Consider the following 14,489-nt stretch of genomic DNA (forward strand, 5'->3'; position numbering starts at 1 on the left):
CCATCATGCGTCACGATATCCCCGCCTCTCCCTTTTCTTCGTCCTCGGCCTGCGAGGACTTTTCGCACTGTCTTCCCGGCTTCACGCTGACTCATACCGTTCACCTGGTGTCCGGTCTGGATCTCGGCGTGGTTAAGACTGCCGCCGACGTGCTCGACGGCGAACAGGTGATGGTCGACCGATGGGCGGTCACGCGCTGCGGCGACGTGCTCGAGCAAAAAATCGTATTTGGCGAAATGACCGAACGGCGGGCGGTGCGGCTGCGCGAACGGCTAGCGGCTGTGGACGGCGTGTTGCGTGCGAGGATTGAGCATCATTTCGTTCGCGCCCGCTGAAGCCGCAGCGCAGGCTGGCGCGCCAAACTCACGGAGAGAGGAGCGAGGGTGCCAGCAGACTCAGTAGTTTTTGTCGCGGACATCGGCGGCTCGTACGTCAGGCTCGGCGTATCGGCGAGTCCTGGCCAGGTGCGCCTTCTCGAAAGCGTGCCCACCCCGATCGACAGTTGGGAGGCATTTGGCGCGACCCTCCAATCCCTCGCGGATCGTCATATGGGCGCGACCCGCTCGCCGCTCGTGATTTCGATGGCCGGAGCGATCGATCCCGCAACCGGCGTGATCTGCTCGTCGAACGTGCCCTGCGTTTCGGGTCGCGTGCTCGGCGCGGAGTTGAGCGCCCGGCTCGGGCGGCGCGTACGCATTGCAAACGACGCCGACTGCCTCGCATTGGCGGAGGGAGTGCAGGGCGCGGGTGCGGGCCACGACGTGGTGTTTTGCGTGGTGCTCGGCTCCGGCGTGGGCGGCGGACTCGTGGTGGGAGGCCGCGTGGCCGGCGGCGCGAACGGCATCTCGGGCGAGTGGGGCCACGGCCTGCCCGTGAGCACGCACCTCGACTTCGACGGCACCGGCCACGCGCAGCCTTTGCGCGCATTGCGTTGCGGTTGCGGCCGCACGGGCTGCGTCGATACCATCGGCGGCGCGCGCGGTCTCGAACGTCTCAACGCACTCCTGAACGACGAACAGAAAGACAGCCGCTCCATACTCGACGACTGGCAGCGAGGCAGCGTTCGCGCGCAGCGCACCGTTTCGGCGTGGCTCGCGCTCGTATCGGAACCGCTCGCCGCGGTAATCAACATCACCGGCGCATCGGCCGTCCCGGTTTGCGGCGGACTTTCGAACGTGACCGCGCTCATCGATGCGCTCGATGCCGCAGTGCGCCAGCGCACGCTGCGGCAATTTCGCGAACGCATAGTCGTTCCGGGCGCGTTTCGGGGCGACGGCGGACTCGTCGGCGCGGCCATCGTTGCGCGGCAGGACGATTTTCAGGCGCCGTAACGCGCCGTGATCGGGCGCCCAGGAAAAATGGGCTTCCGACGCCTAAACTGGTTAGTGCAGCCAACGGCTATCGATAGTTATCGGTCAGCGTATCGGCGGCGGCTATCAGGGTGAGCATCATGAAATGGCGTGAATTGTGCAGACTTCTGCTCGTCCTCGCGGCGCTATGCGCGAGCGCCGCGGCGAGCGCGGGCAGAGGCGGCGGATGGGTGCACGGCGGCGGCGGTGGCGGATGGGGAGGCGGCGGCTGGGGCGGCGTGAACCACAGCGGCGGCTGGAACGGCGGCTACCACGGCGGTTATTACCATGGCGGCTACTACCACGGTGGCTATTACCACGGCTACGGCTGGTATCGCGGCGGCTACTATCACGGGTGGTATGGCTGCTGCGGCTCGGTGGGTTTCTATTACGGCCCCGGTTTCGTCTACGGCTATCCGTTCTACCCTTACTACTATCCGGCGTACATCGGGAGCGTCTATTACCCCTACGTTTCCGGCGACTTCCCGCAGCCCACGCAATGGATCGAGGAGGGCGACGCCCAGGCCCAGCCGCAATACGGCGGCCAGGGCGGCCCAGGCGGCCAGGACAGCGGGCCCCCCTATGGCGTCTGGTATTACTGCGCGGCGTCGCAGACCTATTACCCGTATGTGCGAACCTGCGCCGGCGGCTGGCAGCAGGTCCCCGCGCGCCCACCTGACAGTTGAATGACGGCGCGTTAGCCCACCGCGTAGCGTTCGGCGTCGGCGTGCCGGAACGCGAGGCCGTGGCCGGGGCGCGAGAGGTCGGGCGCGATATGGCCGGCATGCACACGCGGCGCGCCTTCGAACAGCATTGCCTCGATGCGCGCGTGATCGTGGAACCACTCGATATGCACGAGCCGCCGCGCCGCGCACGCCGGGTGCAGATGCAGCGCGGGCGCGCAATGCGCCGAGAGCGGCGTGTGCCAGGCATCGCATAGCGCGTCGGCCTGGAGAAAACCCGTGATGCCGCAGCAGCGTGTGGCGTCCGCCTGGAGCACGTCCACGGCGTGGGTTTCGAGCAGCGCGCGAAAGTCGTCGGCCGTGAAGGCGTATTCGCCCGCCGCGAGCGCCATGCGCGCGGGCAGGACGGCGCGCAGCGCGGCGAGGCCGCGGCGGTCGTCCGAGGAAACGGGCTCTTCGAACCACTGCACGTCCTCTTGCTCGAAGCATTGCGCGAGCCGCTGCGCCTGCTTGACCTCATACGCGCCATTGGCATCGACGAAGAGACCCGCCATACCGCCGATCGCCTGGCGCGCCGCCGCCACGCGCGCCGGGTCGTCGCCCGGATGCGAGCCGACTTTCATCTTGACCCACGCGCAGCCGTCGTGCTCGACCCAGCCGCGCAACTGCTTCGCGAGCGTCTTGATGTCGTAGCTCGTGAAGCCACCGCTGCCGTACACCGGCACTCGCTCGCGCTGCATGCCGAGCAGCACGCACAGCGGAATGCCGAGCGCCTTCGCCTTGAGGTCCCAGAGCGCGGCGTCGACAGCGGAAATCGCGCAGGCCGCGATTCCCGGCCGCCCGATGTTGCGCACGGCCCGCTGCATTTCCAGATTGATGCGCGCGATATCGAAAATATCGTGCTGGCGCACCGCGTCGCCGAGCACGCTCTCCACGAGCGCCGCCGCGCCCGCATGCGCGTAGGTGTAGCCCACGCCGGTGAAGCCGGGCGTGTCGATCTCGACGAGCACGAGCGTGGTGGAGCGCCAGGCGATCGTGCCGTCCGCTTCGGGGCGGTCGGTGGGGATCGTGTAGGCGCGGGCTTCGAGGCGCGTGACGCGTGGCGTGTTCACAGCAGCTTGTCGAGCGTGATCGGCAGATCGCGAACGCGCTTGCCCGTCGCGTTGTAGATCGCGTTCGCCACGGCGGCGGCCACGCCCACCACGCCGATCTCGCCCACGCCCTTCGCGCCGAGCGGATTCACCACGTCGTCGTGCTCGTCCACGAACAGCACGTCGATCTCGCCGATGTCGCGATTCACCGGCACGTGATATTCCGCGAGGTTGTGATTCATCACGCGCCCGAGCGTATGGTCGAACTGCGCCTCTTCGTGCAGCGCCATGCCGATGCCCCACACCACGCCGCCCGCGATCTGGTTCGCGGCCGTTTTCGGGTTGACGATGCGCCCCGCCGCGACCGCGCTCACCACGCGCGCGACGCGCACGACGCCGAGGGTTTCGTCCACGCGCACTTCGGCGAATACGGCCGAATGCGTCGCCATCGAATACTGCTTCTGGCGATCCTCGGGCTTGAGTGTGACCTGCTCTTCTAGCGTTTTCATGCCCGCGTCGGCGAGCACGTCGGCAATGCGGACGCGCGTATCGGGGCGGCCTGCGCTCTCGTGCAACCTCACTTCGCCGCCCTCTATCGCGAGCGCTTCGTCGAGCATGCCGGGGTCGAGATTGGCGAACGCCACGCCGCCGTGCGCGGGCAACAGTTGCGCGAGGCGCGAGCGCAACCGCGTGCACGCAAGCGATGCGGCGCTGCCCACCGAAGACACCGTCCACGAGCCGCCCTCTATCGGCGCGGGCGGCAGCGACGTGTCGCCGAGCGTGAACTCCACCTCGTCGATAGCCATGTGCAGCGCGTCGGCGGCGATCTGCGAAATGGCCGTATAAGTGCCGGTGCCGATGTCGGCCGTGGCGCTCGCGAGTTCGAGGCGGCCCTGTGCGTTGAGCACGGCGCGCACGGTTGCTTCGTTCTGCAAAGCTTCCCAGATGCCCGTGGCCATGCCGTAGCCGACCAGTTCGTGACCCTCGCGCATGGCGCGCGGCGCGGCAATGCGCGCGCCCCAGCCAAAACGTTCCGCGCCTTGCGCGTAGCAGTCGAGCAGCGCCTTGCTCGAATACGGCAACTGCCTGGTGGCGTCTTCGTCGGCGTAATTGCGGATGCGCAGTTCCAGCGGGTCCATGCCGAGCGCAACGGCCAGTTCGTCCATGCCGCATTCGAGCGCGTAGAGACCTTGCGCGGCGCCCGGCGCGCGCATGTCGAGTGGCGTGTATACGTCGAGCCGCCCGAGCTTGTAGCCAAGCTGCACATTCGGCGCGCGATAAAGCCGCGCCGCCCAGTTGACGACGACATCGGTGAAATCCTCGAACTGCGAGGTTTCGCCCACGGCCTCATGAACGATGGCTTCGAGGCGGCCGTCGCGTTGCGCGCCGAGCGCGACGTGCTGGATCGAGGCGGCCCGGTGCCCGACGGTGAACATCTGCTTGCGCGTTAGCGCCACGCGCACGGGCAGACGCAGCGCGCGCGCCGCCATCATCGCGAGCGGCAGATGATATTGCGGGCGCAGCCCCGCGCCGAATGCGCCGCCCACGAACGGCGAAATCACGCGCACGCGGTCCTGCGGCAGACCAAATACCTTCATTAGGTACTGCTGAGTATTACCGACCCCTTGGGTTTTCTCGTAGACGGTATAGCGCCCGTCGGCGGAAGGCACGACGGTGCAGCCGTGCATTTCCATTGGCTGATGAAATTCCGTGGGCGTGCTGTAAAACGCGTCGGTGCGCGCGTGAGCGTGCGCCAGCGCCCGGTACGCGTGCCCGCGAGGCTTGGGCGGCGGCTCGAAACCGCCTTTTTCCGTCGAGGGAACGACCGCGTCCTTCACGACGCGGGCCAGTTCGGTCTGATGCGCCTCGCTGCGGTAGCGCACGCGCACGAGCGACGCCGCGTAGTGCGCGAGTTCAGGCGTTTGCGCGACCACGAGCGCAATGGGCTGGCCCGCAAACGAAACATGCGCATTGCCGAGCGGACGAAACGGCGTGCCGCCCGGCGCGACCTGGTCTTTCCACGCTGCGTCCTCTTCGGCGAGCGGGGGGCGGTTTTCGTGCGTGAGCACGTGCAGCACGCCAGGCAGCGCGAGCGCAGCGGAAGCATCGATGGCGACGATCTCGCCGCGCGCGATCGCGGCATTGACTACCGCGCCGTGCACGAGCCCGGCGGCCGTGAATTCGGCGGCATAGCGCGCGGCGCCCGTGACCTTGCTGCGGCCGTCGACGCGCGAGAGCGGTGCGCCGATGCGGGCGATATGACCGGCGATCTGTTGCGATTCGTACGTAGTGCTCATGATGGTTCCCCGAAGTCTTCCGCGCCGTCGCCGGTGGCTCGCGACGTGAGCGCCTGTTCGAAAGCGCGCACGATCGCGCGCCGCGCGAGATCGACCTTGAACGCGTTGCCGGGGCGCGGATCGGCGTGCGCGACCACGGCGTCGGCGAAGCGTTCGATGGCGCGTGTGTCGTCGATGGCGTGGCCGATCAGCAGTTTTTCGGCTTCGCGATCGCGCCAGGGCTTGTGCGCCACGCCGCCCAGCGCGCAGCCTAGCGCGCGCATGATGCCGTCTTCCACGCGCATGCCCAGCGCGACCGAAACGAGCGCGAAGGCGTACGACTGGCGATCGCGCAGCTTCAGATACGTGAAGTGCTGCGCATAGCCCTCGTGCGGTAGTTCGAGGGCGGTGATGAGTTCCTCGTTGGCGAGCGTGGTTTCGCGGTGCGGCGTGTGGCCGGGCAGGCGATGCAGGCTGTCGAAGGGCAGCGTGCGTGTACCGTGCCGGCCCGCCACGTGCAGCGTCGCGTCGAGCGCTTCGAGCGCGACGCACATGTCCGAGGGATGCGTGGCGATGCAATGGTCGCTCGCGCCGAAGATCGCGTGCATGCGATTCACGCCCTCCAGCGCGGCGCAGCCCGAGCCCGGCGCACGCTTGTTGCAGCAGGTGGCGGGGTCGTAAAAATAGAGGCAGCGTGTGCGCTGGAGCAGATTGCCGCCTACGGTCGCCGCGTTGCGGATTTGCGCGGACGCGCCGGCGAGCAGCGCCTGCGCGAGCAGTGGATAGCGCTCTGTTACGCGCGCGTCCCAGGCGAGCGCGCTATTGGTGACGAGCGCGCCGATGCGCAGACCGCCGTCTTCCGTCGCTTCGATGTCGCGCAGCGGCAACCGCGTGATGTCGATGATCGCGGCGGGGCGCATGACGTCCTCGCGCATCAGATCGACGAGATTCGTGCCGCCGGCGAGAAATTCGGCGCGAGGCGTCACGTAGTGCAGGCGCACGGCGTCGGCGACGCTTTTCGCGCGGGTGTAGGAGAAGCGGTTCATGGTTCCTCTCCCTCGTGCGGCTGTTCGCTGGCGGCTACATTTTGCGCACGGCGCACGCCATCCACCGCGTTGGCGATGTTGACATAGGCGCCGCATCGACAGAGATTGCCGCTCATCTGCTCGCGCACGTCGTCGCGGCACTGCGCGTGGCCTTCGGCGAGCAGGCCCACGGCCGAGCAGATCTGGCCCGATGTGCAGTAACCGCACTGAAAGGCGTCGTGGTCGATGAAAGCTTGCTGCACGGGGTGGAGCGCGTCGCCTTGTGCGAGTCCTTCGATTGTCGTGATTTCGGCTCCGTCGTGCGACACGGCGAGCGCGAGACACGCGTTGATGCGCGTACCGTTTATGAGTACCGTGCATGCGCCGCACTGGCCGTGATCGCAACCTTTCTTCGTGCCGGTGAGGTGGAGGTGCTCGCGCAGGAGGTCGAGCAGGCTCGTCCAGGGTTCGATGTGCAGGGTGTGGGGCGTGCCGTTGATGGTGAGTTCGAAGGGGATTGTTTCGGGTGGGGTGTGGGGGTGGATGTGGGGGGGCTGTCTGGACTTTTCGGCCTGCCTGGCCTGGCTGGCGGTCGGGCGCGGCGCGCCGGTGCGGGTTACTGTGTGCATTAGGGGCCTCTTTGGAAAGAGCAGTGCGAGGGGGGTGTGCGCAATGCGCTTGCCTGGGGGCGCTTTTTGGTCTTTCGGTTTGGCCTTTCGCTTTGGCCTTTCGCTTTGGCTTTTTCCTGTTTTCGCGGTGGTATGCCAGCGTTGCCCCTGTGCGGGGCGGCACCTACTTTTCTTTGCAGCGGCAAAGAAAAGTAGGCAAAAGAAAGCCGCTCAAACCGCCAGCGCCAGCCACCATTCACCTCGCGCAGTACAGCCAGTGGCTCCGGAGCGTCCGTCACCACTCGCCCACAATCGGAGTGACAAGGCACTCATCCTTCCGGCGGCGCTACGCGCCCCGAAGGGCATAACGAAACCCCGCTGCTCTGGCACAAGACCGGTTTCCCACGCAGACCCGACCGCTGCGAGCGCAGCGAGCAGCGGAAACGAATGAGTGCTTTGTCACTGACGAGAATGGTGCGAGACGCCAGACGCTCCGGAGCCACCGGCTGTACTGTGCGAGGTGAATGGTGACAGGCATTGGCGGTTTGAGCGGCTTTCTTTGCCTACTTTCTTTGCCGCTGCAAAGAAAGTAGGTGCCGCCCCGCACAGGGGCAACGCTTGCATACCGCCGCGAACGAAGCATTCAAAGCAAGCGCGTGGAGTACTAAAACAGCGCACGGAACCACCCCGGGCGCCCCCACCCCAAATCAGAACCCCAAAATCCCGCGCACAGCATCAGCAGAAAGAGTCTCCCGCATACGCTCGCTCAAAATCGCCATCTCGCGCTCGAAGCCGCATGCGAGCACCGCCAGAACACGCCCCGCCCCAACATAAAGAACCCCGAAACGTTCATCTCCGGCCCGCCCGGATATCACCAGATCATCCCACTGCCCGGCATGCCCGAGATACTCCACACGTTTATCGTAATGCTGAGTCCAGAAAAACGGCACGCCTTCATAGCGCACATTCCGGCCCATCATATTGAGCGCAGCGATGCGCCCATGCTGCTGCGCCACGCGCCAATGCTCGATGCGCGTCCGCTGCGCCGACGGCATTGCTCCGCCCAACGGAAATCGCGCGATATCGCCTGCCGCGTAGATCTCGCCGCTCCCCACACGCATCGTGGCGTCCACGTCGAGTCCGCCGTCCTCTCCGATATCGAGTCCGCTCACGAATTCAGTCGCGGGCCGCACGCCAATGCCGACGATCACGGCTTTCGCGGGCAGCGAACTCCCATCGTCGAGTTCGACCGCTTCAACCGCCTGCGCGCCTTTGAAACGCAGCGCCTTCGCGTGCCGGAACACCACGCCGTTCGCTTCGTGCCAGTCGCGGAACATCGCGCCCACGCGCTCCCCAAGCACGCGTTGCAGCGGCGGCCCGCCGGGCGCGACGAGGGTGACTTCGACACCGCGCTTGCGCAATGCCGAGGCCGTTTCGAGGGCGATGAAGCTGTCGCCGAGAATCGCGGCGTGATCGTTCGGTGCGAGCGCGTCGAGAATAGCGCCGGCGTCTTTCAGGTTGCGCAGCGTGTAGATGTTGCCGAGGTCCGCCCCCGGTATGTCGGGCCGCTTCGCGACCGATCCAGTCGCAAGGAGCACGGCGTCGAAGGCGGTCTCGTAACCGTCCGCAAGCGTCACCTTTTTGGTTTGGACATCGAAATGTCTAACTTCGGTGTGGTCGATGCGAAGTCGCGGGTCGTGCATCACCGATTCGGGCAGCACGGGCGGAACTTCGTCGGGCGGCATCTCGCCGGCGGGCACGAATTTGCTGAGGCAGGTCCGGTCGTAGGGCGCTTGCGGTTCAGCGGCGAACAGCGTGACTTCGCAGGCTAGATCGCTTTCGAGCAGAGTGGCCAGCGCTGCCGCGCCCGCCGCGCCACCGCCGATCACCGCGAAGCGGCTCGCGGGGCCCGCGTGCGTGGTCGGTGCGCGGACCGTGCGCTGCGGCTCGAGTTCGACGAAGATGGCGTCCGTATCGACACGCACAGGGTACGACGTCAAGCCTTCCAGCGGGGGCGGTTCGAGCCACGCGCCGCTGTCGATCGAGAATGCGCCCTTGTGCCAGGGGCAAACGATACGGCCCTCGCACAGCGCCCCCTTCTCGAGCGGCGCGCCTGCGTGCGGGCAGTCCGCCCCGAACGCTCGAATGCGGTCGTCACCGGCGTTCACGAGCAGCACGGCCACGCCTTCCAGCTCCACGCGCCGCATGCCCGGCGCGGGCAATTCAGCCACGTCCATTGCCTTGATCCATGCAGCCATCGTCCGCTCCCGTTCGCGCATGCCAGCCTTCTACGGCGGCGCGCAAATGGCGTGCCGAGTCTGACTGCGCACTCGGGCGGGTGGCGGCGGCACATCGCTTGCGCTCACGGTTTCGCTCAGGCTCGCCTCTCGTTGCGGGCGAGCCAGTCGTAACACTCTCTGGATGGAGCCCCCCATGTCACAACGCAATCGCCCCAATGGCAAGCAGCAGGGCAAGCAGCAGGCGGCCGACGCCAAATCGCAGAGCCTCGAATCGTTCCGCGCGCACGCGGACGGCGAGGCGCTTCGCACCAACCAGGGCGTGAAGATCGCCGATAACCAGAACTCCTTGCGCGCGGGCGAGCGTGGCCCTTCGCTGCTCGAAGATTTCATCATGCGCGAGAAGATCACGCACTTCGACCACGAACGCATTCCCGAGCGCATCGTCCACGCGCGCGGCTCCGCGGCGCATGGGGTTTTTCGCGTGTACGAATCGCAGGCGGAACTCACGCGCGCGGGATTCCTGCAGGATCCGGCGAAGGAAACGCCCGTCTATGTGCGGTTTTCCACGGTGCAGGGGCCGCGCGGTTCCTCGGACACCGTGCGTGACGTTCGCGGCTTCGCCACCAAGTTCTACACGGACGAGGGCAATTTCGATCTGGTCGGAAATAACATGCCCGTGTTCTTCATTCAGGACGCGATCAAGTTCCCCGACTTCGTGCACGCCGTGAAGCCCGAAGCTCCCGATGAAATGCCCACGGGCGGCACCGCGCACGACACGTTCTGGGACTTCGTTTCGCTGGTGCCGGAAAGCGCGCACATGGTCATCTGGGCCATGTCGGACCGCGCGATACCGCGCAGCCTGCGCACCATGGAAGGGTTCGGAGTCCATACGTTCCGCCTCGTCAATGCGAAAGGCAAGGCGTGTTTCATCAAGTGGCACTGGCGGCCCGTGCTGGGTTCTTATTCGCTGCTCTGGGACGAAGCGCAGAAAATCGCAGGCAAGGACCCCGATTTTCATCGGCGCGACTTGTGGGAAGCCATCGAGCGCGGCGATTATCCCGAGTTCGAGCTGGGTGTGCAGGTCATCGAGGAGAGCGACGAACACAAGTTCGACTTCGATCTGCTCGATCCGACCAAGCTCGTGCCCGAGGAAGAAGTGCCCGTGAAAATCATCGGCAAGATGACGCTCAACCGCAATCCGGACAACTTCTTCGCGGAGACGGAACAGGTGGCGTTCCATCCGGGACACATCGTGCCGGGTATCGATTTCACGAACGATCCCTTGTTGCAGGGGCGTTTGTTTTCCTATACCGATACCCAGATCAGCCGTCTTGGCGGTCCGAACTTTCACGAGATTCCGATCAACCGGCCGGTTTGCCCGTACCAGAACAACCAGCGCGATGCGATGCACCGGCAGACCATCAATGTTGGCCAGGCTTCGTACGAGCCGAATTCGGTGGGCGGCGGCTGGCCGAAGGAAACGCAGCCGAAGGACGGCGGATTCGAGAGCTACCAGGAACGCGTGGACGGCGTGAAAATCCGCGTGCGCAGCGAATCGTTCGCGGATCATTTCTCGCAGGCCACGATGTTCTACAACAGCATGTCCGAGCCGGAAAAGGAACATATCAAGGCCGCCTATACGTTCGAACTGGGCAAGGTCACGAAGCCGGAAATACGCGAACGCGTGGTCAACGCCATTCTCGCGAACATCGACGCCGATCTCGCCGGCACCGTGGCGCAGGCGCTCGGACTGGCCAAGCCCAAGGCGGGCAGCAAGCCGGGTAAGCCGCGCACGGCGAGTTCGCCCGCGCTCAGCCTGCTCAATCGCGTGCAGCCCGGCATCAAGACGCGCAAGATCGCGTTGCTCACCGCGCCCGGCGCGGACCTCGCGACGCTCAAGCAGTTGCGCGACGCATTCGCGAAGGAGGGCGCGACGGCGCTCGTCATTGCGCCCACGCTCGCGCCCATCGGCGATATCGCGCCCGATGCGACCATTACCGGCATGCCCTCCGTCATGTTCGACGCGGTATTCGTCCCCGGTGGCGAGAAGGCCACGCAGGCGCTCACGCAGTCGGGCGATGCGCGTCACTTCGTGCTCGAAGCGTTCAAGCATCTGAAGGCGATAGGCGCGGTCGATACGGGCCGCCTCGTGCTGTCGGCGGCGCAATTGCCCGACCAGGCGGATGGCGTGACGAGCGGCGACGCAGCCGACCTCAAGCGCGTGCTGAAGGAGTTCATCGAAGCGGCGGGGCAGCATCGCGCGTGGTCGCGCGTGGCGCAGACGCTCTCGGTGCCTGCGTGAGCGCGCCCGAAGGGCAACCGGACGGCGAGGACCCGAGAAGCGGAAACGCACGCGCCGACGCGCAATCGCAGTTCTCACGCTACGCGCAGCCGTTGGTGAGCGAAGCGCTGGCGCGTGTCGCCGCGCTCGACACCGAGCCGGAGACGCTGCACAAGCTGCGCGTAGCGTTGCGGCGGCTGCGCACGCTGTTATGGGCGTGGCGGCCGCTGCTCGGTCGCACGTTCGTCGATCGTCAGCGCGCGTTTCTCAAGCGCGCGGCATCGGCAGCGGGCGAGGCGCGCGATTGGGATATCGCCATTGCGCTGCTGGGCAAGGACAGTGCCGCCGCGCTGGCGGACGAGCGCCTCGCATCGGCACGAGAAGCGGCGCGCGATCATGCTCGGGAAACGCTCTCGGCCACAGACCTTAAGCACGCGCTGCGCGACATGCTTCACGAGATGAACCGCGCGTTGAATACGTCGCCGCGACGCACGCCGCTCAAGCGGCTCGCGCGCGAACGTGTGCGCGTGGCGCGCCGCTCGCTGGGAAAACGCATGCGGCGAGCGCGCCGCGCGAAACGGCGCGATTACGCGGCGTGGCACGAGGTGCGCAAGGGGGCGAAACGTCTGCGTTATCTGCTGGAGTTTTTCGAATCGATATTGCCGCGCCGCGAAACTCGGCATCTGAAGTCGCTCAAGCGGATTCAGAATCGATTCGGAAAACTAAATGATGCGGTGGCGAGCGAGCGACTGATCGCGGATCATCGCGAGATCTTTGCCGATTCATCGAACGCCGATGCCGCGCTCGCGGCGCTCGGCCGCGAGCGCAAAAAGCGCCGGAAAAAAGCGGCGAATCTGCTTGCGAAGCTTGCTTGAGGCGACGGCGAGGAGGCGGGTGATACAACCGGCCCCGCTCCCTCCCATCCGCCGCCCAAGGCTTTATCAAGGTCTATCGCTGGCCGTGCCTCGCATGCAGCGAGGCTTCGGCCGAAGCAATCGTTATGCCCATATAGACTTGGGCCATTGCATGAAAGCCCGTAGTAAAGCCAGCGGCAAGGTCCACGCCAGGTTCGACGTTTGCGCGAATGCCGAAGGCGGCAACTGAATCGGACTACGCGCAAGGAGAACGGACATGGCGACGACTACGGTGAGCGACTTCATCATCGAGCGTTTGCACGAATGGGGCGTGCGGCGCATCTATGGGTATCCCGGCGACGGCATCAACGGCATGTTCGGCGCGCTGCAGCGCGCGCAGGGCAAGATCGAATTCGTGCAGGCGCGCCATGAGGAAATGGCGGCCTTCATGGCGAGCGCGCACGCCAAATTCACGGGCGAACTGGGCGTGTGCATCGCCACGTCGGGGCCTGGCGCGGCGCACCTGCTCACGGGGCTCTACGACGCGCGCCTTGACCACATGCCGGTGCTCGCCATAGCGGGCCAGCAGGCGCGCGCCGCGCTCGGCGCGCATTATCAGCAGGAACTCGACCTCGTCTCCATGTTCAAGGACGTGGCGGGCGCCTACGTGCAGCAGCCCAGCGTGCCCGCGCAGGTGCGCCACGTGGTGGACCGCGCGGTGCGCATCGCGCTCGCGCGGCGCACGGTCACGGCCATGGTGCTGCCCAACGACTTACAGGAACTCGAATACGAGCCGCCCCCGCGCAAGCACGGCACGGCGCATTCCGGCGTGGGCTATTCCGCGCCCGAGGTGGTGCCGCGCGAGGCGGACCTCAAGCGCGCCGCCGAAGTGCTCAATGCGGGCAGCCGCGTGGCGATGCTCGTGGGCGCGGGCGCGTTGCACGCCGGCGACGAGGTGATCGCCGTGGCGGAACGCCTGCATGCGGGCGTCGCCAAAGCGCTCCTCGGCAAGGCCGTGGTGCCCGACGACATTCCGTGGGTGACGGGCAGCATCGGTTTGCTCGGCACGAAGCCGACCGACGAGATGATGTCCTCATGCGACACCTTGCTGATGGTCGGCTCCGGCTTCCCGTATTCGGAATTTCTGCCGAAAGAAGGCGACGCGCGCGCGGTGCAGATCGACCTCGACGCGGGCATGCTCAGCGTACGCTATCCCATGGAGGTGAGCCTCGTGGGGGACAGCGCGGCCACGCTGCGAGCGCTCCTGCCGCTGCTCGAACAGAAGGACGCCACGAGCTGGCGCAACCGCATCGTCCATGCGGGCGAGCGGTGGCAGCGCGTGCTCGAAGAGCGCGCGCAGGCGGCGACGAGCGGCAAGGTGAACCCGCAGCGCGTCGTGACCGAGCTTTCGCCGCGTCTGCCCGATGGCGCGATTGTCACGAGCGATTCGGGCTCGTGCGCGAACTGGTATGCGCGCGATCTCAAGATCCGGCGCGGCATGATGTGCTCGCTTTCGGGCGGTCTGGCTTCCATGGGCGCGGCGGTTCCGTACGCCATCGCGGCGAAGTTCGCGCATCCCGAGCGGCCCGTGATCGCGCTCGTGGGCGACGGCGCCATGCAGATGAACAACATGGCCGAACTCGTGACCGTGGCGAAGTACTGGCGCCAATGGGAAAGCCCGCGCTGGATTTGTTGCGTGTTCAACAACGAGGATTTGAATCAGGTCACGTGGGAGCAGCGCGTGATGCAGGGCGATCCGAAATTCGAGGCATCGCAGGATATTCCGAACGTGCCGTATCACCGTTTCGCGGAGCTGATCGGACTCACGGGCATCTACGTGGACGACGCCGCGCAGTTGGGCGACGCCTGGGAGCAGGCGCTCGCCGCGCCGCGCCCCGTGGTGATCGAAGTGAAGACCGATCCCGACGTGCCGCCGCTGCCGCCGCACGTAACGCTCGAACAGGCGCGCCATTTCGCGCGGGCGCTCATGGAAGGCGACCCGAACGAGGGCGGCATGATTTCCAGCACGGCGCGCCAGGTGATGGCGAGCGTGTTGCCGGGCAAGAAATGAAGCGCATGCAA

At 66.3% G+C, this 14,489-nt stretch carries 11 protein-coding genes; 6 read left to right on the forward strand and 5 right to left on the reverse strand.

Annotation, left to right across the window (positions count from 1 at the left end; genetic code table 11):
- Window positions 1-5: 5 nt before the first annotated feature.
- The 3 genes from U5768_RS01885 (at window position 6) to U5768_RS01895 (ending at window position 2,035) form a co-directional block, all read left to right on the forward strand.
- Complete coding sequence (locus tag U5768_RS01885) at window positions 6-335, forward strand: hypothetical protein (protein WP_322028682.1); 330 nt, start codon at window positions 6-8, stop codon at window positions 333-335.
- Between the two features lie 48 nt (window positions 336-383).
- The gene (locus U5768_RS01890; protein WP_322028683.1) at window positions 384-1,331 is read left to right on the forward strand and encodes an ROK family protein; all 948 of its coding nucleotides are present in this window, start codon (window positions 384-386) and stop codon (window positions 1,329-1,331) included.
- Window positions 1,332-1,450: 119 nt separating this feature from the next.
- Window positions 1,451-2,035 carry a hypothetical protein gene (locus U5768_RS01895; RefSeq protein WP_322028684.1) on the forward strand — a complete coding sequence of 195 codons (585 nt, stop codon included), beginning with the start codon at window positions 1,451-1,453 and terminating at the stop codon, window positions 2,033-2,035.
- An 11-nt stretch (window positions 2,036-2,046) separates the two neighbouring features.
- On the opposite strand, the gene U5768_RS01900 is transcribed toward U5768_RS01895, so the two are convergent.
- The 5 genes from U5768_RS01900 to U5768_RS01920 all read right to left on the reverse strand — a co-directional run bounded on the left by U5768_RS01900 (window position 2,047) and on the right by U5768_RS01920 (window position 9,290).
- A complete protein-coding gene (locus U5768_RS01900; protein WP_322028685.1) occupies window positions 2,047-3,144 on the reverse strand; it encodes an enolase C-terminal domain-like protein in 1,098 nt (365 codons plus the stop codon).
- On the reverse strand, window positions 3,141-5,420 hold the full coding sequence (locus U5768_RS01905) for a xanthine dehydrogenase family protein molybdopterin-binding subunit (protein ID WP_322028686.1): 2,280 nt from the start codon (window positions 5,418-5,420) through the stop codon (window positions 3,141-3,143). Before U5768_RS01905 ends, U5768_RS01900 begins: the two co-directional genes overlap by 4 nt.
- Window positions 5,417-6,445: a xanthine dehydrogenase family protein subunit M gene (locus U5768_RS01910; protein ID WP_322028687.1), complete on the reverse strand. Its 1,029-nt coding sequence runs from the start codon at window positions 6,443-6,445 to the stop codon at window positions 5,417-5,419. The genes U5768_RS01905 and U5768_RS01910 overlap by 4 nt, the downstream gene beginning before the upstream one ends.
- Window positions 6,442-7,053 (reverse strand): (2Fe-2S)-binding protein, encoded by a 612-nt coding sequence (locus tag U5768_RS01915; RefSeq protein ID WP_322028688.1) that lies wholly within the window; start codon window positions 7,051-7,053, stop codon window positions 6,442-6,444. The genes U5768_RS01910 and U5768_RS01915 overlap by 4 nt, the downstream gene beginning before the upstream one ends.
- 686 nt (window positions 7,054-7,739) lie before the next feature.
- Complete coding sequence (locus U5768_RS01920) at window positions 7,740-9,290, reverse strand: FAD-dependent oxidoreductase (protein WP_322028689.1); 1,551 nt, start codon at window positions 9,288-9,290, stop codon at window positions 7,740-7,742.
- Between the two features lie 175 nt (window positions 9,291-9,465).
- Between U5768_RS01920 and katE the strand changes: the two genes are divergently transcribed.
- The 3 genes from katE to U5768_RS01935 all read left to right on the forward strand — a co-directional run bounded on the left by katE (window position 9,466) and on the right by U5768_RS01935 (window position 14,478).
- Window positions 9,466-11,574: a catalase HPII gene (gene katE / locus U5768_RS01925; RefSeq protein ID WP_322028690.1), complete on the forward strand. Its 2,109-nt coding sequence runs from the start codon at window positions 9,466-9,468 to the stop codon at window positions 11,572-11,574.
- A complete protein-coding gene (locus U5768_RS01930) occupies window positions 11,571-12,428 on the forward strand; it encodes a CHAD domain-containing protein (RefSeq protein ID WP_322028691.1) in 858 nt (285 codons plus the stop codon). Before katE ends, U5768_RS01930 begins: the two co-directional genes overlap by 4 nt.
- 256 nt (window positions 12,429-12,684) lie before the next feature.
- A complete protein-coding gene (locus tag U5768_RS01935; RefSeq protein WP_322028692.1) occupies window positions 12,685-14,478 on the forward strand; it encodes a thiamine pyrophosphate-requiring protein in 1,794 nt (597 codons plus the stop codon).
- Window positions 14,479-14,489: the final 11 nt, after the last annotated feature.

The sequence above is a fragment of the Paraburkholderia sp. J76 genome, assembly GCF_905220295.1.
Lineage (GTDB): Bacteria > Pseudomonadota > Gammaproteobacteria > Burkholderiales > Burkholderiaceae > Paraburkholderia.

Excerpts from the sequence above, each read along its gene's own strand:
- U5768_RS01935 (WP_322028692.1), top strand. The coding sequence starts at position 12,685 with ATGGCGACGACTACGGTGAGCGACTTCATCATCGAGCGTTTGCACGAA.
- U5768_RS01895 (WP_322028684.1), top strand. The coding sequence starts at position 1,451 with ATGAAATGGCGTGAATTGTGCAGACTTCTGCTCGTCCTCGCGGCGCTA.
- katE (WP_322028690.1), top strand. The coding sequence starts at position 9,466 with ATGTCACAACGCAATCGCCCCAATGGCAAGCAGCAGGGCAAGCAGCAG.
- U5768_RS01905 (WP_322028686.1), bottom strand. The coding sequence starts at position 5,420 with ATGAGCACTACGTACGAATCGCAACAGATCGCCGGTCATATCGCCCGC.
- U5768_RS01910 (WP_322028687.1), bottom strand. The coding sequence starts at position 6,445 with ATGAACCGCTTCTCCTACACCCGCGCGAAAAGCGTCGCCGACGCCGTG.
- U5768_RS01920 (WP_322028689.1), bottom strand. The coding sequence starts at position 9,290 with ATGGCTGCATGGATCAAGGCAATGGACGTGGCTGAATTGCCCGCGCCG.
- U5768_RS01915 (WP_322028688.1), bottom strand. The coding sequence starts at position 7,053 with ATGCACACAGTAACCCGCACCGGCGCGCCGCGCCCGACCGCCAGCCAG.
- U5768_RS01885 (WP_322028682.1), top strand. The coding sequence starts at position 6 with ATGCGTCACGATATCCCCGCCTCTCCCTTTTCTTCGTCCTCGGCCTGC.